The sequence below is a fragment of the Nocardioides eburneiflavus genome (genome assembly GCF_004785795.1).
Taxonomy (GTDB): Bacteria; Actinomycetota; Actinomycetes; order Propionibacteriales; family Nocardioidaceae; genus Nocardioides; species Nocardioides eburneiflavus.
This window is the reverse complement of record NZ_SRRO01000001.1, coordinates 329,058-351,498: the sequence shown is the minus strand read 5'-3', so window position 1 is coordinate 351,498 and position 22,441 is coordinate 329,058. Positions and strand designations below refer to the sequence as shown.

Below are 22,441 nucleotides of genomic sequence, written 5' to 3'. Positions count from 1 at the left end.
CATGACGTAGGTCCGCGGACACAGGGCGGAGTCGAACAGCTACTGGCGTCCATCCTACAGGGTGTGACCCGGATCGCTCGATGGGCGAGGAACGTCCTCCTGGGTTACAGTCGAAGCCGACTCAAGCCGCCGGGTCGTCCGCACTCTCCCCCTGGAGGTGCACGTGCCCGAGCTCCGGTCCCGCCGCGACACCGTCGACGCCTTCGACTTCGAGGGCGAGGGCGACGACGCGCGCCACTGGCTCGAGACTGCCTACGGTACGTCGCTGGGACTGAGCGGACGGATGGGCACTGTGCACCACCGGCGACGCGAGCTCGACGGCGTCTCGTTCGACCGCCTGCGTATCGACGCCCCGGTGCGCTTCGACGCGGACCCGATGCCGGTCCTCGTCGTCGTGGACGTCCTCGGCGGCGAGATCGAGTACACCCACGGCCAGGTCACCGACCGCGGCCGCGAGGGGGACACGGTCCTGGCCGCGGGGTGGCACGAGCCCTTCGCAGGACGCGGCAACGGCTACGAGGTGCGCAACACCGGCATCTCCGACGACGTCCTGACTGCGGCCATCGCGGAGATCGATCCGGAGCGGACCAGCGCGGACCTCCGGTTCGACCGGTTCGTGCCTCGGTCCCCGGCGGCGGCGGCCCAGTGGCGCACGGTGGTGGACCGCCTCAGTGCCTCATCGGTCGGTGACCACCCGGTCGCGGTGGGGCAGGCGTCCCGGCTGCTGGCCCACAGCCTCCTGCACACCTTCGAGAACAACCTCGTCAGCGACGACTCGACGCTCGCCCGCGACCTCCGCGACGCCACCCGTGCCACCGTGTGGCAGGCCCAGCTGATCATCGAGGAGCGTGCCCAGGACGACGTCTCGCTCGCCGACATCGCCCGCGAGTGCGGCGTCACGCCGCGGACGCTCCAGTACGCCTTCCGCCGCCACCTCGACTGCACGCCCAACGCCTACCTGCGGCAGGTCCGTCTCGATCTGGTCCACCAGCTCCTCATGGCCGGCTCGGTGGCCACCGTGGGTGACGCTGCGGCTCGGCTCGGCTTCTTCAACCCCGGGCGGTTCGCATCCGACTACCGCCAGGTCTTCGGCGAGAACCCTGGACAGACCTTCGCCCGCCACACCTCCTGACGGAGGTGTTCGCTTTGCGGCTGTGCAACTGGTCCAGACCATGCGACGGTGGATGTTGATCGTCTTGCTGGAGACCACGGCAGGCACCATCAACATCCCAGGAAGCGAGCCGTGGTTTCCATGTCGATCGCCTCTGACACCACCCCTGTCCGAACCCGTACCCTCTCCGCCGTCCCGCCCCTCGAGGGGGCGGCCCGTGCCCGTCGCACCGATGCCATCGTCTGCGACCTCCGTGACGCCCGCCGTACGTCGGACGCCTCCGAGCTGACCCGTCAGCTCATCGAGACCAACGCCGGCGTGGCCCGCAGCATGGCCTCCCGCTACCGCAACCGGGGCATCGACCTCGACGACCTCGAGCAGGTCGCGCTGCTCGGCCTGACGAAGGCCGCGCAGCGGTTCGACCCCTCCGCCGGGCACGACTTCCTGTCGTTCGCGGTGCCGACGGTGCGCGGCGAGCTGCGCCGGCACTTCCGCGACGCCGGCTGGACGGTCCGGCCGCCGCGGCGGGTGCAGGACCTCCAGACCCGCATCTCCGCCGCCCAGGACCAGCTCGAGTCGCGACTCGGCCGCTCGCCGCGGCCGAGCGAGGTCGCCGAGCACCTCGACGAGCAGCTCCCCGACGTGATCGAGGCGCTGGCCGCCGACGGGTGCTTCACCCCCACCTCGCTGGACGCGACGGTCGCCGACGGCTCGTCGACCCTGGGCGACCTCCTCGGGGGTGAGGACGGCGCCCTCGCCCGCGTCGAGGCCAGGGTGATGCTCCAGCCGCTCGTGCGCGAGCTGTCCAGCCGCGACCAGCGGATCCTCGGGCTGCGGTTCTACGACGGGCTGACCCAGCAGGAGATCGCCGCCGAGGTGGGACTCACGCAGGCGCAGGTGTCCCGGGTGCTCGCCCGGATCATCGCCGGCCTGCGGGCTGACCTGCTGGACCACCCACCGGCCGCCTGACCTCGCCGTACAGCGTGGTGCGCTGACGCAGGGGCCGGCCGGCCTCCGCCGCGATCGCGGCGAGGTCGGCCGGGGTCAGGCCCTGTCCGTGGCTGGCGCCGGCGGCGCGGCTGATGTTCTCGTCCATGAGGGTGCCGCCGAGGTCGTCCACCCCCGCACCCAGCAGCTGCTGGGCGCCGACGCGGCCGAGCTTGACCCACGACGCCTGCACGTGGTCGATGTCGCCGGCGTGGGCGATGCGGGCCACGGCGTGCACGAGCACCGTCTCGCGCCACGTCGGCCCGCGCCTGGCGCCGCGCTTGAGGTAGATCGGGGCCGCCATGTGGACGAAGGGCAGCCCGACGAACTCGGTGAAGCCGCCGGTCTCACGCTGCAGGTCGCGGGTCCGGAGCAGGTGCCGCACCCAGTGGTGCGGTCGCTCGACCGAGCCGAACATCATCGTGACGTTGCTGCGCAGCCCCACCCGGTGTGCGGTGCGGTGCACCTCGAGCCACTCGTCGGTGGTGATCTTGTCGGGGCACAGCACCGCGCGCACCTCGTCGTCGAGGATCTCCGCGGCCGTGCCGGGCAGCGACCTCAGTCCCGCGTCCTTCAGCCGCAGCAGATAGCTCTCGAGCGGTTCCTCGAGCCGACGTGAGCCCTCGAGCACCTCGAGGGCGGTGAAGCCGTGGATGTGGATCTCCGGCACGCGCTCGTGCACCGCCCGCGCGACCTGCACGTAGAAGTCGCCGTCGAAGCTGGGGTGGATGCCGCCCTGCAGGCAGACCTCGGTGGCGCCCAGGGCGTACGCCTCGGCGCTGCGCTCGGCGATCTCCTCGAGGCCGAGGAGGTACGGGGCGCCGCGCAGGTTGAGCGACAGCGGGCCCTTGGAGAAGCCGCAGAAGGTGCACCTGAAGGTGCAGACGTTGGTGTAGTTGATGTTGCGGTTGACCACGAAGGTCACCTCGTCGCCGACGACTCTGCGACGGATCTCGTCGGCGACCTCCGCCACGGCCGCCACCTCCTGCCCGCGGGCGGCGAACAGCGCCTCGAGCTCGGCGGCACCGGCGTCCTGCCCGGCGCGTACACCGTCGAGCACCTCGCGCACCCGGCCGGTCACCGTCCGGGCCCTCCGCGGCAGCGGCACGGGATCGACGCCCGCTCCGGAGAACCATGCGGTCGAGCGGCGCCCGATCTGCACCACCTCGGCGCCGGTGCCGACGTTGGCGGCGTCGCGGTGCCGCTCGGGCCACATCGCCCCCGGGTCGTCGCGGGCGAGCAGGTCGGCGTCGGCCCGGTCGAGGACCGGGAAGTGCAGCGCCGGGTCGAGCCAGCGACCCGGCTCCGCGGCGTACGCCGGGTGCACCGTCAGGCGCGGCGCGAGCTGGTGCCCGGCGGCCTCGGTCGCCTCGCGCAGCGACTCCAGCGACGGCCACGGGCGCTCCGGGTTGACGTGGTCGGCGGTGACGGGGGAGACGCCGCCCCAGTCGTCGATGCCGGCGGCGAGCAGCCCGGCTAGCTCGTCGGGCGCGGACAGGTTCGGCGGTGCCTGGACGTGCACGTCGTCGGGCAGGACGAGCCGCGCCAGCGCGATCGCCCGCTGGTGGTCCTCGTGCGGACAGGGCTGCGCGCCGCGCATCGCCGTGCCGGGCTTGGGCAGGAAGTTCTGGACGATCACCTCCTGCACGTGGCCGTGCGCGCGGTGGCTGCGGGCGATCGCCTCGAGCGCCTCGACCCGGTCCGCCTCCGTCTCCCCGATCCCGACGAGGATCCCGGTGGTGAACGGGATCGAGAGCAGCCCGGCGTGGTCGAGCGTGGACAGGCGGCGGGCGGGGGCCTTGTCGGGCGCTCCCCGGTGTGCCGGCAGGTCGTCGCGCAGGCTCTCGACCATCATCCCCTGCGAGGGCGAGGTCCGGCGCAGCCGCGCGAGGTCGTCGCGGCCGATCGCCCCGGCGTTGGCGTGCGGCAGCAGGCCGGTCTCCTCCAGCACCAGCCCGGTCGCCTCGACGAGGTAGTCGATCGTGGTGCGGTGCCCGCGCGCCGCCAGCCACGCGGCCGCCTCCGGGTAGCGCAGCTCCGGTGCCTCGCCCAGCGTGAAGAGTGCCTCGTGGCACCCGCTCGCGGCGCCGGCCCCGGCGATCGCGACGACCTCCTCCGGCGCCAGGTAGGGGACGGTCGTGCGCGGCGACTCGGCGAACGTGCAGTAGCCGCAGCGGTCGCGGCACAGGTGGGTGAGCGGGATGAAGACCTTGGGGGACCAGGTCACCCGGGTGCCGAAGAGGGTGTCGCGGCGGGCCGCGGCCAGCTCGAGCAGCGCGGGGGTCGGGAGCGCGGTCAGGTCCGGGGTGGGGGCCGTGCTGGCGACCTGGCTGGGGAGCGGCATGGGTCCATTGTGGGGAACGCCGCCCACCCGTCGACCACCACGGGCTCAACGGAGCCACAACGGCCGTGGGCGGGCCGGGGCGATCGGGTGACGGTCGGCAGTGCCGTGGGGTATCAATCAGGCATGAGCCAGGCGGCGGACCCGCGGGCGCCGGTCGTCCTCGTCGTGGACGACGACGCGGCGATCCGCACGGTCGTGCGCTGGCAGCTCGACGACGCGGGCTTCCGGATCCTCGAGGCCGACGACGGGGCGTCCGCCCTCAGGTGCATCCGCGACGAGCACCCGACCCTCGTCGTGCTCGACCTCTCGCTCCCGCGGCTCGGCGGGCTCGACGTGCTGCGGACCGTACGCAGCGGGCAGGCCGGCCGCTCGGACACTCCGATCATCGTGTTGTCGGGGCGCAGCGGCGAGAGCGACCGCATCGCCGGGCTCGACCTCGGCGCCGACGACTACCTCGTCAAGCCGTTCTCGCCCGGCGAGCTCGCCGCGCGGGTCAGGTCGGTGCTGCGCCGCAGCGCGCTCGACCCGTCGGTGGAGGCTGTCGTCGCCGGGGCGCTGCGCATCGAGCCCGCGAGCCGGCGGGTGCTGCTCGACGGGCAGGAGAAGGAGCTGACCCCCAAGGAGTACGACCTGCTGCTGTTCCTCGCGACGCACCCGCGCCACGTCTTCACGCGCGCCCAGCTGGTCGACCAGGTCTGGAACTCCTCCTCCGAGTGGCTGGGCGAGGCCACCGTGACCGAGCACGTCCACCGGCTGCGGCTCAAGCTCGAGGCGGATCCGTCCAGCCCGCGGCTGCTGCGGACGGTGCGGGGCGTCGGCTACCAGCTGGTGGACCAGTGAGCGCCGCCCCGGACCTGTGGGCCGAGGACGCCCGCGAGCTCCTGGAGGGGCAGACCGAGGTGCTAGAGATGATCGCCCGCGCTGCCCCGCTGGACGAGGTGCTCACCGGGATCCTGGCCTCGCTGGAGCAGCTGATGCCCGGAGCCCGGTGCTCGGTGCTCCTCCTCGACCGGGAGCGCGGCACGCTGCACCACGGCGCCGCGCCGAGCCTGCCGGAGACGTACGTCGGGGCGATCGACGGGATGGCGATCGGGCCCGCCGCGGGCTCGTGCGGCACGGCCGCCGCGCTCGACGTCGCCGTGGTCGCCACGGACGTGCGGTCCGACCCGCGGTGGGCCGGCTACCGCGAGATCGCCGCCGCCGCCGGGCTGCGCAGCTGCTGGTCCACGCCCATCGAGGGCCGCGACGGCCGGCCGGTCGGCACGTTCGCGGTCTACCACGCGCGCCCGCACCGCCCGAACCCCCGCGAGCAGCTCCTCGTGGACCGCTTCACCCACCTCGCCTCGGTCGCCATCGACCACGCGCGCCTCGTCCAGGAGCGGCGGGCGCGGCTCGAGGCCGAGACGGCGCGGCGCACCGCCGAGGAGCTGTCCCACGCGCGGCTCGAGCTGCTGGCCGCCGTCGGCCACGAGGCGCGTACGCCGATCCAGGCCATCGTCGGCTTCGCCGAGCTGCTCGGCACCATGGACCTCGACGAGGACCGCCGCCGCGAGGCGTTGCAGCACATCGGCGCAGCGGCCGGGCACGTGATGGACCTGCTCTCCGACGTCCTCGACCTCAGCCGGATCGAGGCCAACGTGCTGCCGGTCGCTGCCGAGCCCGTCGACCTCGGCGAGGTCGTCGACGAGGCGTTCGGCCTGCTGTCGGCGCAGGCGGGCCGGCGCGAGTGCCGCCTGGTGCACGACCTGGGCGACGACCTGGCGGGCGGCCACCGGGTGCTCGGTGACCGGCGGCGGCTGCGGCAGGTCCTGATCAACCTCGTCGCGAACTCGGTGCGCCACGGCCGGGCCGGCGGGCGCGTCGAGGTCGCCTGTCGCGACGCCGGTGACGGTGCGTCGGTGCTCGTCACGATCGACGACGACGGTCCCGGCATCCCGCTCGAGCTGCTGCCGAGGATCTTCACGCCGTACGCCCGGGCCGCCCCCGACGACGACGCGGCCGAGCCGAGCACGGAGAGCATCGGGCTGGGCCTGGCCCTCGCGTACGGCCTCGTCCGCGCGATGGATGGCGAGCTGTCCGTCGGCAGCTCCGGTCCCGGCGGCACCTCGATGCACCTGCGGCTCCCGCGAGCACCCCGCAGCGAGGGGGCGTGACCGGCCCGATCAGTCCTCGGCGGCGGCCCAGCCGGTGACCTTGACGATGCGGCACACCAGCACGCGGTGGAACGGCTTGTCGGCGTACTGGGGGACCGTGCGGGCGAGCCGGTCGGCCAGGTCCTCGACGACGGCGGCCGGCGGGTCGGGGACGTGCTCGCAGTCGGCCCGCACCCACCACAGGCGTGACCAGTCGTCGGCGTCCCAGTGCTCGACGAGCAGCGACCCCCGCGGGTCGGCGGCGAGGTTGTCCTCGCGCTGGAGCCGCGAGGACCGCTTCGGCTTCACGGTGTCGATGGGGACCCCGACGTGGCCGTCGTCGGTGACGGCGTAGACCACCGGCTGGGGGGCGGGGCCGCGCTCGGGGTGCAGCGTGCAGAACACGCCGTGCACGTGTGCGCGGAGCCGGGACCGGGACACCTCGTCGTCGAGACGCATGCCGCCAGCCTCCCCCACCCGCTGCGCCGCGACCATCACGCCTTCCTCAACGCTGGCCCGGGCTGCTTGACCGGCACGGGGCGGACGGGGAGGTTGGCGCCATGGGGTCGACGCGATGAACCTCGCCAGCTGGGTGGAGCGGCAGGGACGCAGGCTGCGCGAGCGGCCCGCCCTCGCCGTGGGGCAGGACGTGCACGCCTCCTGGGGCGAGCTCGCCGCACGGGTGGCCAGCGCGGCCGGCGGCCTCGGCGGGAGCCTCGGGCTGGAGGCGGGGGACCGGGTGGCGCTCGTGATGGACAACCGCCCGGAGTACCTCGAGGCGCAGTACGCCGTGTGGCACGCCGGGCTGGTCGCCGTACCGGTCAACGCCCGGCTGCACCGCGACGAGATCGCGTACGTCCTCGAGCACTCCGGTGCCCGGGTGGTGGTCACCGACGAGGCGCACGCCGACGACGTGACGGTCCTGCGCGACCGCATCGGCACCGTCGAGGAGGTCGTGCTCGCGCCGGGGCCGGACTGGGACCGGCTCACCTCGTCCGGGCCGGCGGCGCTGGCCGAGCGCGGCACCGACGACCCGGCCTGGCTCTTCTACACCAGCGGCACCACCGGCCGGCCCAAGGGCGCGACGCTCACCCACGGCAACCTGCTGATGGCCTCGCTGAGCTACTTCGCCGACATCGGCCCGGTCTCGGCGGACGACAGCGTGCTGCACGCCGCGCCGCTGTCGCACGGCTCCGGCCTGTACGGCCTGCCGCACGTCGCGCGCGGCGCTGTCAGCGTCTTCCCGGCCCACGCCCCGCTGGGCGGCGCCGAGCTCGTCGACCTGCTGCGGCGCTGGCCCGGCATGTCGTTCTTCGCCGCGCCGATCATGGTGCGGCGCCTCGCCGCGGACGAGGCGCTCGCCGGCGCCGACCTCAGCGGGCTCAGGACGATCATCTACGGCGGCGCCCCGATGTACCTCGCCGACCTCGAGGCCGCGCTGGCGACCTTCGGCCCGCGGCTGGCGCAGATCTACGGGCAGGGCGAGACGCCGATGACCATCACCGGCCTGTCCGTGCAGGACCACGCCGACACCGACCACCCGCGGTGGCGCGAGCGGATGCAGTCCGTGGGGTTCCCGCGCACCGACGTCGAGGTGCGGGTGGGCGACGACGACGGGCGCCCGCTGCCGCCGGGCGAGCCCGGCGAGGTGCTCGTACGGGGCGCCGTCGTGATGGCCGGCTACTGGAACCAGCCCGAGGAGACGGCAGAGGCGCTGCGCGACGGGTGGCTGCACACCGGCGACGTCGGCAGCCTCGACGAGGACGGGTTCCTCACGCTGCACGACCGGTCCAAGGACCTGATCATCAGCGGCGGGATGAACATCTATCCCCGCGAGGTCGAGGAGGCGCTGCTGCGCCACCCGCACGTCGAGGCGGCGGCCGTCGTGGGCCGCCCCGACCCCGAGTGGGGCGAGTCGGTGGTGGCCTTCGTGGTCCACGACGGCACCGAGCCTGCGGTCGAGGAGCTCGACCGGGTCTGCCTCGACAGCATCGCCCGGTTCAAGCGGCCAAAGGACTACCGCTTCGTGGACGCGCTGCCGACGAACAACTACGGCAAGGTCCTCAAGCGCGAGCTGAGGGAGCGGATGCGCTGAGTGGGGAGCGTTGAGGAAACCATGAGCGCCTCGGCCTTGCGGGTGGGCAGGCCCGGTTGTGGGATACGTCACAAGGGCCGCCCGGGCCAGATCCCTCCCGAGGAGATGTTGTGAGATGAAGCTCGCCCTCTACCTGCCGACCTTCCGCAACCACGTCACGGTGCAGGAGCTCGCAGACCTGACCGACCTGGCCGAGGAGCTCGACTTCGACTCGGTGTGGACCCTCGACCGCCTCGTGGTCCCGGAGGCCTCGGACCGCGGCGAGCTCCAGTACAGCTTCGGCATGATGAAGGAGTTCCCGACCCAGCTGCCGGTGGAGTCGCGCGGCCAGTGGTTCCAGGGCTGGCCGATCCTGCCGTGGCTCGCCGCGCGCACCGAGAAGCTGCGCTTCGGCATGAGCATCACCAACACGCCCTTCCGCAGCCCGGCCCTCTTCGCCGCCGAGTGCGCCACCATCGACCACCTCTCCAACGGCCGGCTCAACGTCGGCATCGGCTCGGGGTGGATGCCCGAGGAGTTCGCCGCGGCGAGCGTCGCCGACCGGTTCCCGCGCCGGCACTCCCACGTCCGCGAGACCATCGAGATCGCCCAGGGCATCTGGACCAACGACGTCTTCGAGTACCACGGCGAGCACGCCGACTTCGAGCCGTGCGGCTTCGGGCACAAGCCGGTGCAGAAGCCGCATCCGCCGATCTACTTCAGCGGCCTGCGCGACCCCAAGCGCTCCGCCAACCGCGTCGCCAAGTACGGACTGCACGGCTGGATCGGCATCCAGGACACCCCGCGCGAGTTCACCGAGTGGCGCACGGCGATCGCCCGCGAGCTCGACGAGCTCGGCAAGTCCATCGACGACCTCGACATGTGCTCGATGATCTGGTTCACCATCACCGACGAGGACGTCGACCAGTCCGACAACGGGAAGGTGTCCAACATCCTCGTCGGGAGCGAGCGCCAGCTCGTCGACATGCTCAAGCGCTACCAGGAGGCCGGCATGACGATGCCGCTGCTGTGGCCGCCCTTCGCCGACGTGCCGGTGTCCAAGACCCTCGACGACCTCAAGCGCCTCAAGAACGACATCATGCCCAAGGTGGAGGCGTCCTAGGAGCCCCAGCGGGCCGGGGCGAGAGCGTGCAGGACGTGCTCCGCCTCGGCCACCGCGGCGTCCGCGTCGACGTCGGGCGAGCCGACCCGCGGCGAGAAGTTGAGGTCGACGAAGACCTCGCCGGCACCCCGGCGGCGTACGGCTGCGAGGTCGTCGAGCACCTGCTCGCGGGTGCCGTGGAACGGTCGCCGTCCCGGGCCCGGGTCGGCGTCCGCGAGGTCCACGACCGCGCGCAGCAGGATGCGTACGGCCGCCGGGTCGCGACCGGCGTCGCGGGCGCCCTCGTGCACCAGCGCCACGGAGTCGGCGAGGGAGTCGAGGTCCTGCCGGGTGCCGGCGATCCACCCCTGGGCGAGCCGGCCGGCCCGCCGCAGCGCCGCGGGTGCGGCGCCGCCGACGAGCAGCGGCGGGTGTGGGCGTTGGACAGGTCGGACGCCGAGGTGCGAGCGCGGGACCGTGTAGTGCTCGCCGTGGAACGCGACGGGGTCCTGGGTCCACAGCGCCACCAGGCAGCGCAGGTACTCCTCGAAGCGCGCCCCGCGCCCGGCGTACGGCACGCCCGCGGCCTCGTGCTCCTCGGGCAGCCACCCCATCCCGACCCCGACCGTCAGCCGGCCCGACGCGAGGTGGTCGAGCGTCGCCATCGCCTTGGCGAGGAGGGCGGGCGGGGTGAACGGTGCGCACAGCGTCGCCGTGCCGAGCCCGATCCGGCTCGTGTGCGAGGCGACGTGGGCCAGGGGCAGCACGGCGTCGTGCACCGCGGCGTACGCCGGGGTGGCGTCGGCGACCGGCTGGAGCACCCGCTGGAATGTCCACAGCGAGTGATAGCCGAGCTCCTCGGCGAGACGCGCCACGTGGATCATCGCGCCCGGTGTTGCCCAGGTCCCGGAGACTGGGAGCCCGAAGCCCAAGGCGGGCAGGTCGTCGGCCATCGGGCCACGATGGCACCGCCCCCGACCGAACGGAACCGCCCGTGACCCAGACGTCCCCCCTCGCTGTCGGCTACAAGGCGTCCGCCGAGCAGTTCGGCCCGCGCGAGCTCGTCGAGCTCGGCGTGCGCGCCGAGGAGGTCGGCCTCGACAGCGTGTGGATCAGCGACCACCTGCAGCCGTGGCGCCACGAGGGCGGTCACGCGCCCAACGCGCTCGCCGCGATGGCCGCGATCGGCGAGCGCACCGACCGGGTGGTGCTCGGCACCAGCGTGCTGACGCCGACGTTCCGCTACAACCCGGCCGTGCTGGCGCAGCAGTTCGCGACGCTCGCGCTGCTCAACCCCGGCCGGGTCGTGCTCGGCGTGGGCACCGGCGAGGCCCTGAACGAGATCTCCGTCGGGCTGGCCGAGTGGCCGGAGTTCAAGGAGCGGTGGGCGCGGCTGCGCGAGTCCGTACGCCTCCTGCGCGAGCTGTGGGCAGGGGAGCGGGTCACCTTCGACGGCGACTACTACCGCACCGTCGACGCCACGATCTACGACCGGCCCCCAGGTGGCGTGCCGATCTGGGTCGCGGCCGGCGGGCCGCAGATGGCGAAGTACGCCGGGCGCGTGGGCGACGGCTTCATCTGCACGAGCGGCAAGGGGATGGATCTCTACACCGACAAGCTGCTGCCCGCGGTCGAGGAGGGTCGCGCCGCGTCGGACGCGCAGCGCGACTTCTCGCGGATGATCGAGATCAAGCTGTCGTACGCCCCGACGCGCGAGGAGGCGCTGGAGAACTGCCGGTTCTGGGCGCCGCTGTCGCTGAGCGCCGAGCAGAAGCACCAGCTCGACGACCCGGTCGAGATGGCGGCCGCCGCCGACGCGCTCCCCATCGAGCAGGTCGCCTCGCGCTGGATCGTGGCGACCACGCCCGAGGAGGTGCTCGCGGAGGTTCGGCCCTACGTCGAGGCGGGCTTCGACCACCTCGTCTTCCATGGCCCCGGGCACGACCAGGAGCAGTTCCTCACGTCCTTCGCCGACGAGGTGCTGCCGGCGGTGCGGGGGATGGGCGGCTGATCGGAACGCAGACGGACGCCGGTGCTCGAAGCCGACGCCCTTTTACCGGATCTGGCGAGATGATGGCGTTACGCGGCCCGGGCGGGTCAGCAGGGGCGCAGGTTCGTGGAGTTGATGGCGCAGGGCTGGTCGCTACGGGCTGCATGAGTGGAGGTGGGTGTCTCACGCTCGGCCGGGCAGCGGTGGAAGAACGGCGCGCGGGTGCGTCGGCCGGATGGCACGGTGCTCGTCGTGCCACCTCTGGAGCCGCTCGCTGTCCGTCAGATCTCGCCCCGTTTCCTGTCCGAGGACGAGCGGGTCAAGATCGCGGACCTGGCCAGCCGCGGGCTTGGACCGACGGCGATCGGTCGCGAGCTCGACCGTGCAGCATCGACGATCAGCCGCGAGCTGCGACGCAACCTGCACCACTCCGGGCAGTACCGCCCCTTCCACGCTCATAGCGAGGCCGCGGTCCGACGACGCAGGGACCGGCCGATGAAGATCATGGAGAACACGGCGCTGTTCGAGTTCGTCGTCGCCAAGCTCAAGCTGCGCTGGAGTCCCCAGCAGATCAGCCGGGCACTGCGCCGCGAGTTCCCCGAGGAGCCGAGCATGTGGCTGGCGACCGAGAGCATCTACCAGGCGCTGTACCGCCACCAGACCGGGCTCCTGCGACGAGCGAAGACGTCGGAGGCAGTGTCGCCGCTACGAACAACTCGTGACCACCGGCGTGGGCACACGCGCATCGTGCGCGCCGGCCGGAGGTTCGCTCAGCCGATGCTCTCAATCCACGACCGCGGCTTCGAGCCGACCGACAGGTCCGCGGCCGGGCACTGGGAAGGAGACCTCATCGTCGGTCCGCATCACCGCTCGGCCATCGCGACCTTGATCGAGCGCCAGACCCGCTACGTGAAGCTGGTGCACCTACCCGCCCAGGACTCCGCAACGCTGAGAAACGGCTGGGTGACGACGATGGAGGAACTACCGGTGGGACTACGCCAGAGCCTGACCTGGGACCAAGGCACCGAGATGGCCCGACACCTCGAGATCACCGCGGCGATCGGCACGAAGATCTACTTCTGCGACGCCGCCAGCCCCTGGCAGCGGGGCTCCAACGAGAACGCCAACGGACTGCTGCGCCAGTACTTCCCCAAGTCGACAGACCTGTCGGTCCACACCCCACGCGACCTCGCCAGGGTCGAGAACGAGCTCAACGGCCGACCGCGACTCACCCTCGACGACCGCACGCCAGCCGAGCTGTTCAACGCACTGCTAACGTCCCCACCCACCAAGAGATTGCGATGACTCCTGGAAACCAAGGCGTCGGATCGGCCTCATTTTGGAGCGTTGCCGACAGCCCCCGGAAGTGGCATCAGGGCGCACCAAGCGGTCGAGTCCACGGTCGTGGTGGATGAAGGGGCCACCGCGTGATCCGGTGGCTGCACTCTAGGCAGTGAGTGCGGCGGGTGTCAGGTCCTCCTTCTGGTCGGTGGTCTCGTTGGTGTTGATGAGTGCGATGCGGGAGCGTGCCAGGACGTCGAGTCCGAGGTAGCGGCGGCCCTCGGCCCAGTCGTCGTGCTGCTCGGCTAGGACGGCTCCGATGAGTCGGATGGCGGAGTTGCGGTCGGGGAAGATCCCGACGACGTCGGTGCGTCGGCGGATCTCGCGGTTGAGGCGCTCGTTGGGATTGTTGGACCAGATCTGGCGCCAGATCTCTTTCGGGAACGCGGTGAAGGCCAGGATGTCGGCGCGGGCTTCCTCGAGGTGCTCGGCCACGGCGGGGAGCTTCTCGTCCAGGGTGTCGATGACGCGGTCGAACTGGGCGTGCACGGCCTTGGTGTCGGGCTGGTCGTAGATCGAGTGCAGCATCGCCTTGACCCAGCCCCACGACGACTTTGGTGTCGCGGACATCAGGTTCGCCGCGTAGTGGGTGCGGCATCGCTGCCAGGCGGCACCGTCCAGGGTCGCCGTCATCGCGGCCACCAGGCCACTGTGGGCATCGGACGTGACGAGCTTGACGCCGCTCAGGCCGCGGGCGTTCAGGCCGCGGAACAGGGTCAGCCAGCCGGCCTCGGACTCGGCCGAGCAGATGTCCACGCCGAGGATCTCGCGGTGCCCATCGGCGTTGACGCCGGTCGCGACCAGGACGTGGGTGTTCACGACCCGCCCGCCCTCGCGGACCTTCATCGTCAACGCGTCCGCGGCCAGGAACGTGTACGGCCCGGCGTCGAGTGGCCGGGTGCGGAAGTCCTCCACGTGCGCGTCGAGCTCCTTGGCCATCACGCTGACTTGCGACTTCGACAACCTGGTGATGCCGAGGGTCTCGACGAGCTTCTCCATCCGCCGCGTCGACACCCCGAGGAGGTAGCAGGTTGCCACCACTGTGGTCAGGGCCCGCTCGGCCCGACGGCGGCGCTCGAGGAGCCAGTCGGGGAAGTACGAGCCCTCGCGCAGCTTGGGGATTGCAACCTCCATCGTGCCGGTGCGGGTGTCGAAGTCCCGGGTCCGGTAGCCGTTGCGGGAGTTGGTCCGCTCCGGGCTGCGTTCGCCGTAGCCGGCGCCGCAGATCGCGTCGGCCTCGGCCGACATCAACGCCTGCACGAACGTGGACAACATGGTCCGGAGTAGGTCGGGCTCGGCACGCGCCAGGTGCTCGGTCATGAACGTGGGCAGGTCAATAGAGTTGGGGTCGACGGTCATCGTGGTGACTCCTTCAGTCGTGCTTTCGCAGGTCTTCTGAAGGATCACGCGGTGGCCGTCGCTATGTCAGGACGCCACGCTCACGTCGGGCCCGTCGTACACCACGCCCATGGACTCAACTCACCAAGCGCGGCTCTTCCGCAATCGGTGGCACTCGGCAGGGTGGAAGCAGACCCTGCTCGCGTTGAAGCGGCATGAGGGCCTCGCGGTCGACGGGGACCAGAAAGGACGCGACAACGCAGAGCGGTGATCGGGCTGGGCGTGCCACTGGCCCCCGCCGGACGTGTCTCGGCGGGGTTCGAGGCGGGGTCATCGTCGGCGTGGTCGCGGGAGGCCGGGTGGGATTGCCAGGTCCGGCGGATCCGGTGGGTCGAGGTCGGTGGTGCCGGTGCGGTCGCGGCGGTAGCGGTGCCCGTGGGGCGAGGTCCACGCGAACACCCCGGGCGCGACCATGGCGTAGCGCCAGGGCGAGTGGGTCTTGAGGCGGTGGTGGAACCGGCACAGGCACGCGAGGTTGCTCGTGGTCGTCGGACCCGGTTGGGGTCGGCCCTCGGCGTGGGCGTCGTTGTCCCACGGGATGATGTGGTCGACGTCGCAGCGCCGTGCCGGGCGGGTGCAGAACGGGAACACGCAGGTGCGATCTCTCAGGATCACGTGTTCGCGGATCGTTGCCGGGACCTTCCGCGTCTGCGCGGTGAGCGTGGTGTTGAGGTCGATGACGGGCTTGATGGTGACCTCGGTGCGGGTGTCGGCGCACCAGGACTGGACCTGCTCGAGCAGGACCAGGCGCTGGCCGTTCTCCATGCGGCCGGTGGGCCCGAACACGGTGGTGTCGCCGGAGAAGGAGGCGTCGACGTGGGCGTGGATCACGACCGCGCGGGCGGCGGGCAGGTGCGTCTCGTCGGCGTCGTCGCCGCCAGCGCCGGTGTCCTCCAGGTCGGCGCCGCCGCCGGCGAGATCCAGAGCAGTCTGGGTCCTGGCGAGGTCCCCGAGGGCCTTGGCTCGTCGGGCGTCGAGTGGCAGCAGGGATCCGAGGGCCTGCTGGGTGGCGGCGTGGTGGGCGAGGGCGCGGTCGAGGTCGAGGGCGTCGGCGATGTCGACCTCGGCCTCGATCCGCAGGGTGCCGGCGTAGTGCACGTCCTCGGTGTCCACGGTGACGTGACGCGGGTCGACGTGCAGGTAGCCGTCCTCCGGATCCTGCGTGGGGTCGGCGGTCGCGAGGTCGTAGCGCCTGATCGTCTCCGCGACGAGCCGGTCCAGCTGCGCGGACCCGACCCGTCCGGCGACGGCCGCGACCTGCGCGTCGACGAACCCCGCCGCCTCACGAGTCAACGCGGGCGAGGAGTGGATCGTGGTGTCCGCGACGAGCCTCGCCCGCCACGCCGGCACCTGCCCGGCGTGGACCTGCGCCCACAACCGCGGCAGGCGGTGGCGCAGCTCGAGGGCGTGACCGACGAGCTTCTTCGCCGCCGTCGACGTGATCCCGAGGACGGTGCCGAGCTCGGCGCAACAGAACTCCGCCACCAGCGGAGCACCCTCCCCGGCGATGGGCTCCTCGTGCTGCGACCCCGACACCGTGAACGACGCTGCTGTGTGGATCGACTCCGGCGGGTGCAGGTCCGCCCACCGGGCGGCGAGAGCGAGCTGGCGGGCAGCCTCGGAGTTCTCGACGTCACGGGAGGCCTTGATCGTGGCGAGCAGGTCGGCGGGTGAGAGGTCGTCTGCGACCCCTCGTGCCCCGGCTGCCAGCGTCTCGATCATGCGCTCGATTGTAGTCGTCGGGTCCGACAGTGGTCGGTCCGCGAGTTCACACGGTTGCTGCGGCGAGCCTCGTGGTGAGGCCTCGCTCGGTTGGGCGATCGCTTCCCCGATCCATTGCGCTGCCAACTCCCTGATCCGCGTCCCCACCTCCGAGTCGAGTCCTGCGCAGATGGCGTCGAGGTCGTCGACCAGGAACGACCGGGCACCACACCAGTCGGACTTCACGACCACGCTGTCGACACGTCGCCTCGGACCCGCACCTCCGCCTGCCGTGCCTCGTCTCCGGGCTCGCACTCGTCGAACTGGACGTACGAGACCGTGTGCTCGCCGCCAGCGAGCGTCTGTGCCAGCACCAGGTGCGCGCCGTACGCCTTCACAGGGCTCTCATCCAGGGACGCCGGGCTAGGACTTGTCGGCCGCCGCGTGCAGGCATCCGACCGCTGTGCGGAGTGCTCGCCGGCCGGCAGCGAGCCTGCTGCCGGTCCACAAGACTCGGTCCCACGACGCAGCGAGGGCCTGCCAGTCTCGCCCTCACCGCGCGGGATGTAGTTCACCCCAGCGGGCGCGTTCGTCAGCGCGAGCGAGCGTGACGACTGGCCGGTCGGTGTGCCGTCGTCCGTGACGTCGTCGGACGGGCTCGTCGCGGACGGGCTCGCCGTCCCGAGCGACTCATGCCCGGGAGGGTAGCCGTGTCAACGGCTGCTCGAAGCCTCACGCACGCCCGACCGCCGCACCGCTAGCGGGAGCGTCGCCACGGCGACCGCGCCCGCCGCCAGGAGCGCGGTGGAGAAGGACGTGAGCCCGGCGATCACCCCGACGGCCACCGAGCCCAGCGCCGTGCCCGCGTCGAACCCGACGTTCCACACCGCGCTCGCGAGGTTGTGGTGCCGACGCGAGACGGCGGCGAAGGAGATCACCAGCGTGAGGTTCTGCAGCCCTCCGTAGCACAGGCCGACCAGGAGCATGGCGAGGAGGAACGACACCACGCGGACGTCGTCGGAGCTCGCGACTGACCATGCCACCAGTGCCATGCCCGCTCCCGTGAGGACGACGAGGGGCACGAGGAAGCGGTGCGCGCCGTGACGGTCCGCGAGCGCGCCGATCCGCCAACGACTCAGCGCAGCGGACAGCCCCATCAGGAGCAGGCCGATGACTGCGACCGGCGTGCTCTCGACCATCTGGGGGGTGAACGTGATGAGCGCGCCGCCTGCGAGCGTGACCGCCAGCAACAGGAGCATCGGCGGGAGCAGGTGTCGGTAGGCAGCCGACTGCGGGTCGCGCGGGTCGGCCCCCGCCGTGGCGCCGGGGTGCAGGTCCGGTGCACTGAAGCGGAGTGCTGACGCGAGGCGGAGCGCCGCCGGGATGCCGACCAGGGGCAGGGCGCTCACGGTGAACGCCACCCAGTAGCCGACGCTCTCGGCGAGCCACGGCCCGGCGGGCAGGAGGACGAGGTTCGGCGCCGCGACGGCAAGGCCGTACGCCCCGATCGCCTCCCCGCGCCGCCTCGCGCCCACGAGCGCGGCGACGGCCGCGCTCCCGGTGACGGTGAGGACGCCGAACCCGACTCCCCGGACCGCCGAGAGCGCGAGGACCACGCCGAGCCCGTCGTCCAGCGACATCAGGACCCCGGGGACGCCCAGCAGGGCGAGCCCGACGGCGAGCACCGACCCCCATCCGAAGGTCCGCAACGCCCGCGGGACGAGCAGCTGCGTCAGCACCGTGAAGAGGAGGAGCATGCCGTTCACGAGCCCGGAGCCGGCAGTGGTCGCGCCGCCCTCGACCGCCCACAGCGGAGCCACCGTGAGCAGCACCGCGTACCCGGAGAACCCCGCGCACGTCATCACCATCAGCGGGCCCATGCCCGGCTGTCGCCAGATCGGCCCCCGCTCGCTCACGGCCCGCAGCCTACGGCTCAGGAGTCGAACCCCAGCCCGGCCCGGTCGAGCGCCCGCAGGAAGCCGTTGCGCCGGCCCTCGCGGTGGTCGGCGCGGTCGAGGGACCAGCGGGTGAGGTTGATCCCGACCGACGCGAGCGGCTCGGGCGGGAACGGGAGCGGGCGCTCGCGCACCATCCGCAGCTCCGTACGCTCCGTCGGCCGCCCGGCGAGCAGGTCGAGGACCACCTCGGCGGCGAAGCGGGTCGCGCCCACCCCGAGCCCGGTGAAGCCCGCGGCGTGGGCCACCCGTCCGCCGTGGGTGGTGCCGTAGAACGCCGCGAACTGCGTCGAGGTGTCGATCGCGCCCGCCCAGCGGTGCGTGAACCGGATGCCCTCGAGCTGGGGGAAGGTCGCGAGGAAGTGCGAGGCGAGGCGGGCGTGGCTCTCCGGTCGGTCCTCGTGGCGGACGTGGACCTGCCCGCCGGCGGGGTAGATCGCGTCGTAGCCGCCCCACAGGATCCGGTCCTCGCGGGTCAGCCGCGAGTAGTGGAACTGGTTGGCCAGGTCGCCGAGCCCCTGCCGTCCTGCCCAGCCGATCGAGGCGAGCTGCCCGGCCGACAGTGGCTCGGTCATCAGCACGTAGTCGTAGACAGGCACCGTCATCAGCCGGTTGCGACGGACGAGCGACGGGGCGACCCCGGTGGCGAGCACCACGTGGTCCGAGGTGACCGTCGCGCGGTCGGTCGACACCTCGACGACACGACCCTCGCGCCGCAGCCCGGTGACGGCGGAGTGCTCGTGCACCTCGACGCCGAGGTCGGCGGCGACCCGGGCCAGGTCGAGGGCGAGCCGCGCGGGGTGCACCAGCGCGGACGTGTCCGGCTCCAGCGCGCCGCCGAGGAACAGCGGGCTGTCGATCTCGGCCCGTACGGCAGCCGCGTCGAGGACGTGCGACGAGCCCTGCAGCCAGTCGACCTGGTGCTCCTCGACCGCCACCGACAGCGCGCCCGTGCGCTCCCACTCGCAGGCCAGGCCGAGGTCGCGCACGTCGGCCTCGAAGGCGTCTAGGTTCTCCCTGCCCAGCCGCGCCAAGGTGTCGTGCTCCTCCGGCCAGCGCGAGCGGCCGTTCTCCTCGCCGTGGGTGATCGAGGCGTCGCAGAACCCGCCGTTGCGGCCCGACGCCGCCCAGCCGACGGTCTGCGCCTCGAGCAGCACCACCCGTCGACCGGGGTCGCGACGCCTGGCGTGCACCGCGGTCCACAGCCCGAGGTAGCCGCCGCCCACCACGGTCAGGTCGGCACGCGTCGACGCGGTGAGGGGCGCGCACGCCGGCATGGATCCCGCGCCGGCGTCGTCGAGCCAGAAGACGCCCAGCTCGCTCCCGGCCAGGGACTCGGCGACCAGCCGCGGGTCGGGCGCGTGCCGCTCGTAGGCGGTGAGGTGGCCGCTCACCCCGCCGCGGCCGCCAGCGCCGCGTCGAGGATCGCCAGGCCCTCGCGCGCCTCGTCGTCGGTGGTCGTCAGCGGCGGCACGACGTGGATGCGGTTGAAGTTGCTGAACGGCAGCATGCCCCGCTCCTGGCAGCCCTTCACGACGGCGCTCATCGCCGGGCTCGACCCGCCGTACGGCGTCAGCGGCTCCCTGGTCTCCCGGTCGCTGACCAGCTCGAGCGCCCAGAAGGCGCCGGTGCCGCGCACCTCGCCGATCCACTGGTGCTTCTCGGCGAGCGCCCGCAGGCCCGGACCGATGACCTCGGCGCCGAGGCGGTGGGCACGGCCGACGAGGTCGTCGTCCTCCATCGCGCGGATGGTCGCGACGGCCGCGGCGCAGGCGAGCGGATGACCGGAGTAGGTCAGCCCGCCGGGGTAGGCGCGGTGGGCGAAGGTCGCGTGGATCTCGTCGCTGATCGCGACGCCGCCGAGCGGGACGTAGCCGCTGTTGACGCCCTTGGCGAAGGTCAGGAGGTCGGGGGTGACGCCGCCGTGCTCGACCGCGAACCACCGGCCCGACCGCCCGAAGCCGGACATCACCTCGTCGGCGACCAGCACGATCCCGTGCCGGTCGCAGATCTCGCGGACGCCGGCGAGGTAGCCCGGCGGCGGGACCATGATCCCGGCGGTGCCGGGGATCGCCTCGAGCACGATCGCGGCGATCGTCGCCGGTCCCTCCAGGGCGACGACCTGCTCGAGGTGCTCGAGCGCGCGCTGGCACTCCTCGGCCTCGGTGGTGGCGTGGAACGCGCTGCGGTAGAGGAACGGGCCGAAGAAGTGGACCGTCCCCGCCGAGCCGTGGTCGCTGGCCCAGCGGCGCGGGTCGCCGGTCATGTTGACCGCGAGGTGGGTGCCGCCGTGATAGCTGCGGTAGGTCGTCAGCACCTTGTGCCGGCCGGTGTGCAGCCGCGCCATCCGTACGGCGTGCTCGTTGGCGTCGGCGCCGCCGTTGGTGAAGAACACGTGGTCGAGGTCGCCGGGGGTGTGGCTCGCGATCAGCCGGGCGGCCTCCGAGCGGGTGCCGTTGGCGAAGGCCGGCGCGACCGTGCACAGCGTCGCGGCCTGCTCCCGGATCGCGGCGACGATGCGCGGGTGCTGGTGGCCGAGGTTGGTGAAGACCAGCTGGGAGGTGAAGTCGAGGTAGCGCTTCCCGTCGCCGTCCCACACGTGGCTGCCCTCGGCCCGGGTGATCACCATCGGGCTGATCTCGGCCTGCGCCGACCAGGAGTGGAAGACGTGCGCGCGGTCGAGCTCGTACGCCCGCTCGGCGTCGTGGGTCCCCGAGAGGTCGCTGCCCAGGTCGCTGGTGGTGGAGAGGAGGTCAGTCATTGCGCGGGAACCCCAGCTCGAGGCCGCCCTCGGGGCGGTTGGCCGGGTCGATCCACCGGGTGGTGACGACCTTGCCGCGGGTGAAGAAGTGCACGCCCTCGGTGCCGTGGGCGTGGGTGTCGCCGAAGAGCGAGCGCTTCCAGCCGCCGAAGGAGTAGTAGGCGACCGGCACCGGGACGGGGACGTTGACGCCGATCATCCCGACCTCGACGTCAGCCTCGAAGCGGCGGGCGGCGCCGCCGTCGTTGGTGAAGACCGCGGTGCCGTTGCCGTACTGGTTGGCGTTGACGAGCGCGACCGCCTCCTCGTACGACGCCGCGCGGACGACCGACAGGACGGGCCCGAAGATCTCCTCGCGGTAGATGTCCATGTCGGGGGTGACGTCGTCGAAGAGCGTCGGGCCGAGCCAGAAGCCGCCCTCCCCGCCGCGCGCGGCGACGTCGCGGCCGTCGACGACGACCTTCGCGCCCGCCGCCTCGCCGGAGTCGATGAAGGAGCTGACCCGGTCGCGGTGCGCCCTGGTCACGAGCGGGCCCATATCGGCCTCGCGCTCGTCACTGCCCCTGGCTCCGTCGCCGATGAGCAGCGTGCGCGTGCGGTCGGCGACCCGGGCGACCAGCTCGTCGCCGATCGGGTCGACCGCGACGAGGACGCTGATCGCCATGCACCGCTCGCCGGCGCTGCCGTACCCGGCGTTGACGGCCGAGTCGGCGGCCAGGTCGAGGTCGGCGTCGGGCAGCACGACCATGTGGTTCTTCGCGCCGCCGAGCGCCTGGACGCGCTTGCCGTGGCGGCTCGCCGTCTCGTAGACGTACTCCGCGATCGGGGTGGAGCCGACGAAGCTGATCGCCTGCACGTCGGGGCTGGTGAGCAGTGCGTCGACGGCCGTCTTGTCGCCGTGCAGCACGTTGAAGACGCCGTCGGGCAGTCCGGCCTCCTGCCACAGCGCGGCGATCCAGCCGGCCGCGCTCGGATCCTTCTCGCTCGGCTTGAGGACGACCGTGTTGCCCGCGGCGATCGCGATCGGGAAGAACCACATCGGCACCATCGCCGGGAAGTTGAACGGGCTGATGATGCCGACCACGCCCAGCGGCACCCGCTTGGAGTGCACGTCGACGCCGGTCGAGGCCTCCTCGCTGTGCCCGCCCTTGAGCAGGTGCGACATGCCGCACGCGAACTCGACCACCTCGAGGCCGCGAGCGATCTCGCCCATCGCGTCGGAGTGCACCTTGCCGTGCTCGCTCGTGATGATGGCGGCCAGCTCGTCCTTGCGGGCGTTGAGCAGCTCGCGGAACGCGAACAGCACCTGCGTACGCCGCGCCAGCGACGTGGTGCCCCACGCGCGGGCGGCGCGGGCGGCGGCCGCGATCACGGCGGCCGCGTCGGCCTCGCTGGCCAGCGCGACGCGGCCGGTCACCTCGCCGGTGGCGGGGTTGGTCACGTCGGCCCAGCCGTGGGGCTCGCCGGTCAGGGGGGCGCCGTCGGCCCAGTGCACGATGTCGCGCTGATCGAGGTGGCTCATGCGCCCCATCCTGCGGCTCTGAC

General features: G+C 72.5%; 18 protein-coding genes. 8 read left to right on the top strand and 10 right to left on the bottom strand.

Annotated features, from left to right (window positions below):
* The first annotated feature begins 163 nt into the window (after positions 1–163).
* A complete protein-coding gene (locus EXE59_RS01665; RefSeq protein WP_135837341.1) occupies positions 164–1,132 on the top strand; it encodes a helix-turn-helix transcriptional regulator in 969 nt (322 codons plus the stop codon).
* A gap of 120 nt (positions 1,133–1,252) precedes the next feature.
* A complete protein-coding gene (locus EXE59_RS01660; RefSeq protein WP_135837340.1) occupies positions 1,253–2,080 on the top strand; it encodes a sigma-70 family RNA polymerase sigma factor in 828 nt (275 codons plus the stop codon).
* On the opposite strand, the gene cofH is transcribed toward EXE59_RS01660, so the two are convergent.
* Positions 2,031–4,442 carry a 5-amino-6-(D-ribitylamino)uracil--L-tyrosine 4-hydroxyphenyl transferase CofH gene (gene cofH, locus EXE59_RS01655; RefSeq protein WP_135837339.1) on the bottom strand — a complete coding sequence of 804 codons (2,412 nt, stop codon included), beginning with the start codon at positions 4,440–4,442 and terminating at the stop codon, positions 2,031–2,033. The two genes, EXE59_RS01660 and cofH, sit on opposite strands and share 50 nt — an antisense overlap.
* Before the next feature lie 123 nt (positions 4,443–4,565).
* On the opposite strand from cofH, the gene EXE59_RS01650 reads away from it, so the two are divergent.
* Together EXE59_RS01650 and EXE59_RS01645 are read left to right on the top strand one after the other, a co-directional pair.
* Complete coding sequence (locus tag EXE59_RS01650) at positions 4,566–5,282, top strand: response regulator (protein ID WP_135837338.1); 717 nt, start codon at positions 4,566–4,568, stop codon at positions 5,280–5,282.
* Complete coding sequence (locus tag EXE59_RS01645) at positions 5,279–6,595, top strand: GAF domain-containing sensor histidine kinase (protein ID WP_210428846.1); 1,317 nt, start codon at positions 5,279–5,281, stop codon at positions 6,593–6,595. The genes EXE59_RS01650 and EXE59_RS01645 overlap by 4 nt, the downstream gene beginning before the upstream one ends.
* Before the next feature lie 9 nt (positions 6,596–6,604).
* Here EXE59_RS01645 and EXE59_RS01640 read toward each other — a convergent pair whose 3' ends face one another.
* Positions 6,605–7,033: a PNPOx family protein gene (locus EXE59_RS01640; protein ID WP_168218357.1), complete on the bottom strand. Its 429-nt coding sequence runs from the start codon at positions 7,031–7,033 to the stop codon at positions 6,605–6,607.
* Between the two features lie 115 nt (positions 7,034–7,148).
* On the opposite strand from EXE59_RS01640, the gene EXE59_RS01635 reads away from it, so the two are divergent.
* Positions 7,149–8,669 (top strand): AMP-binding protein, encoded by a 1,521-nt coding sequence (locus EXE59_RS01635; RefSeq protein WP_135837337.1) that lies wholly within the window; start codon positions 7,149–7,151, stop codon positions 8,667–8,669.
* A gap of 115 nt (positions 8,670–8,784) precedes the next feature.
* Positions 8,785–9,771 carry an LLM class flavin-dependent oxidoreductase gene (locus EXE59_RS01630; RefSeq protein WP_135837336.1) on the top strand — a complete coding sequence of 329 codons (987 nt, stop codon included), beginning with the start codon at positions 8,785–8,787 and terminating at the stop codon, positions 9,769–9,771.
* On the opposite strand, the gene EXE59_RS01625 is transcribed toward EXE59_RS01630, so the two are convergent.
* Positions 9,768–10,703, bottom strand: coding sequence for a TIGR03619 family F420-dependent LLM class oxidoreductase (locus EXE59_RS01625; protein ID WP_135837335.1), 936 nt, complete (start codon positions 10,701–10,703; stop codon positions 9,768–9,770). The two genes, EXE59_RS01630 and EXE59_RS01625, sit on opposite strands and share 4 nt — an antisense overlap.
* 41 nt (positions 10,704–10,744) lie before the next feature.
* Between EXE59_RS01625 and fgd the strand changes: the two genes are divergently transcribed.
* Together fgd and EXE59_RS01615 are read left to right on the top strand one after the other, a co-directional pair.
* Positions 10,745–11,761, top strand: coding sequence for a glucose-6-phosphate dehydrogenase (coenzyme-F420) (gene fgd, locus EXE59_RS01620; RefSeq protein WP_135837334.1), 1,017 nt, complete (start codon positions 10,745–10,747; stop codon positions 11,759–11,761).
* Between the two features lie 153 nt (positions 11,762–11,914).
* Positions 11,915–13,045: an IS30 family transposase gene (locus tag EXE59_RS01615; protein ID WP_425464502.1), complete on the top strand. Its 1,131-nt coding sequence runs from the start codon at positions 11,915–11,917 to the stop codon at positions 13,043–13,045.
* Positions 13,046–13,186: 141 nt separating this feature from the next.
* On the opposite strand, the gene EXE59_RS01610 is transcribed toward EXE59_RS01615, so the two are convergent.
* From EXE59_RS01610 to EXE59_RS01585, 7 genes are all read right to left on the bottom strand, one after another.
* Complete coding sequence (locus EXE59_RS01610; protein ID WP_135837333.1) at positions 13,187–14,440, bottom strand: IS256 family transposase; 1,254 nt, start codon at positions 14,438–14,440, stop codon at positions 13,187–13,189.
* 309 nt (positions 14,441–14,749) lie between these two features.
* Entirely contained in the window at positions 14,750–16,201 is a 1,452-nt protein-coding gene (locus tag EXE59_RS01605) for an HNH endonuclease signature motif containing protein (RefSeq protein ID WP_135837332.1), read from the bottom strand.
* Between the two features lie 221 nt (positions 16,202–16,422).
* The gene (locus EXE59_RS23565; RefSeq protein WP_168218356.1) at positions 16,423–16,578 is read right to left on the bottom strand and encodes a hypothetical protein; all 156 of its coding nucleotides are present in this window, start codon (positions 16,576–16,578) and stop codon (positions 16,423–16,425) included.
* Positions 16,579–16,893: 315 nt separating this feature from the next.
* On the bottom strand, positions 16,894–18,096 hold the full coding sequence (locus EXE59_RS01600) for an MFS transporter (protein WP_210428843.1): 1,203 nt from the start codon (positions 18,094–18,096) through the stop codon (positions 16,894–16,896).
* A 17-nt stretch (positions 18,097–18,113) separates the two neighbouring features.
* Positions 18,114–19,529, bottom strand: coding sequence for an NAD(P)/FAD-dependent oxidoreductase (locus EXE59_RS01595; RefSeq protein WP_135837331.1), 1,416 nt, complete (start codon positions 19,527–19,529; stop codon positions 18,114–18,116).
* Complete coding sequence (locus EXE59_RS01590) at positions 19,526–20,896, bottom strand: aspartate aminotransferase family protein (protein WP_135837330.1); 1,371 nt, start codon at positions 20,894–20,896, stop codon at positions 19,526–19,528. The genes EXE59_RS01595 and EXE59_RS01590 overlap by 4 nt, the downstream gene beginning before the upstream one ends.
* A complete protein-coding gene (locus tag EXE59_RS01585; protein ID WP_425464501.1) occupies positions 20,889–22,427 on the bottom strand; it encodes a CoA-acylating methylmalonate-semialdehyde dehydrogenase in 1,539 nt (512 codons plus the stop codon). Before EXE59_RS01585 ends, EXE59_RS01590 begins: the two co-directional genes overlap by 8 nt.
* Positions 22,428–22,441: the final 14 nt, after the last annotated feature.

Excerpts from the sequence above, each read along its gene's own strand:
- EXE59_RS01660 (WP_135837340.1), top strand. The coding sequence starts at position 1,253 with ATGTCGATCGCCTCTGACACCACCCCTGTCCGAACCCGTACCCTCTCC.
- cofH (WP_135837339.1), bottom strand. The coding sequence starts at position 4,442 with ATGCCGCTCCCCAGCCAGGTCGCCAGCACGGCCCCCACCCCGGACCTG.
- EXE59_RS01650 (WP_135837338.1), top strand. The coding sequence starts at position 4,566 with ATGAGCCAGGCGGCGGACCCGCGGGCGCCGGTCGTCCTCGTCGTGGAC.
- EXE59_RS01640 (WP_168218357.1), bottom strand. The coding sequence starts at position 7,033 with ATGCGTCTCGACGACGAGGTGTCCCGGTCCCGGCTCCGCGCACACGTG.
- EXE59_RS01635 (WP_135837337.1), top strand. The coding sequence starts at position 7,149 with ATGAACCTCGCCAGCTGGGTGGAGCGGCAGGGACGCAGGCTGCGCGAG.
- EXE59_RS01630 (WP_135837336.1), top strand. The coding sequence starts at position 8,785 with ATGAAGCTCGCCCTCTACCTGCCGACCTTCCGCAACCACGTCACGGTG.
- EXE59_RS01625 (WP_135837335.1), bottom strand. The coding sequence starts at position 10,703 with ATGGCCGACGACCTGCCCGCCTTGGGCTTCGGGCTCCCAGTCTCCGGG.
- EXE59_RS01610 (WP_135837333.1), bottom strand. The coding sequence starts at position 14,440 with ATGACCGTCGACCCCAACTCTATTGACCTGCCCACGTTCATGACCGAG.
- EXE59_RS01605 (WP_135837332.1), bottom strand. The coding sequence starts at position 16,201 with ATGATCGAGACGCTGGCAGCCGGGGCACGAGGGGTCGCAGACGACCTC.
- EXE59_RS01590 (WP_135837330.1), bottom strand. The coding sequence starts at position 20,896 with ATGACTGACCTCCTCTCCACCACCAGCGACCTGGGCAGCGACCTCTCG.
- EXE59_RS01585 (WP_425464501.1), bottom strand. The coding sequence starts at position 22,427 with ATGGGGCGCATGAGCCACCTCGATCAGCGCGACATCGTGCACTGGGCC.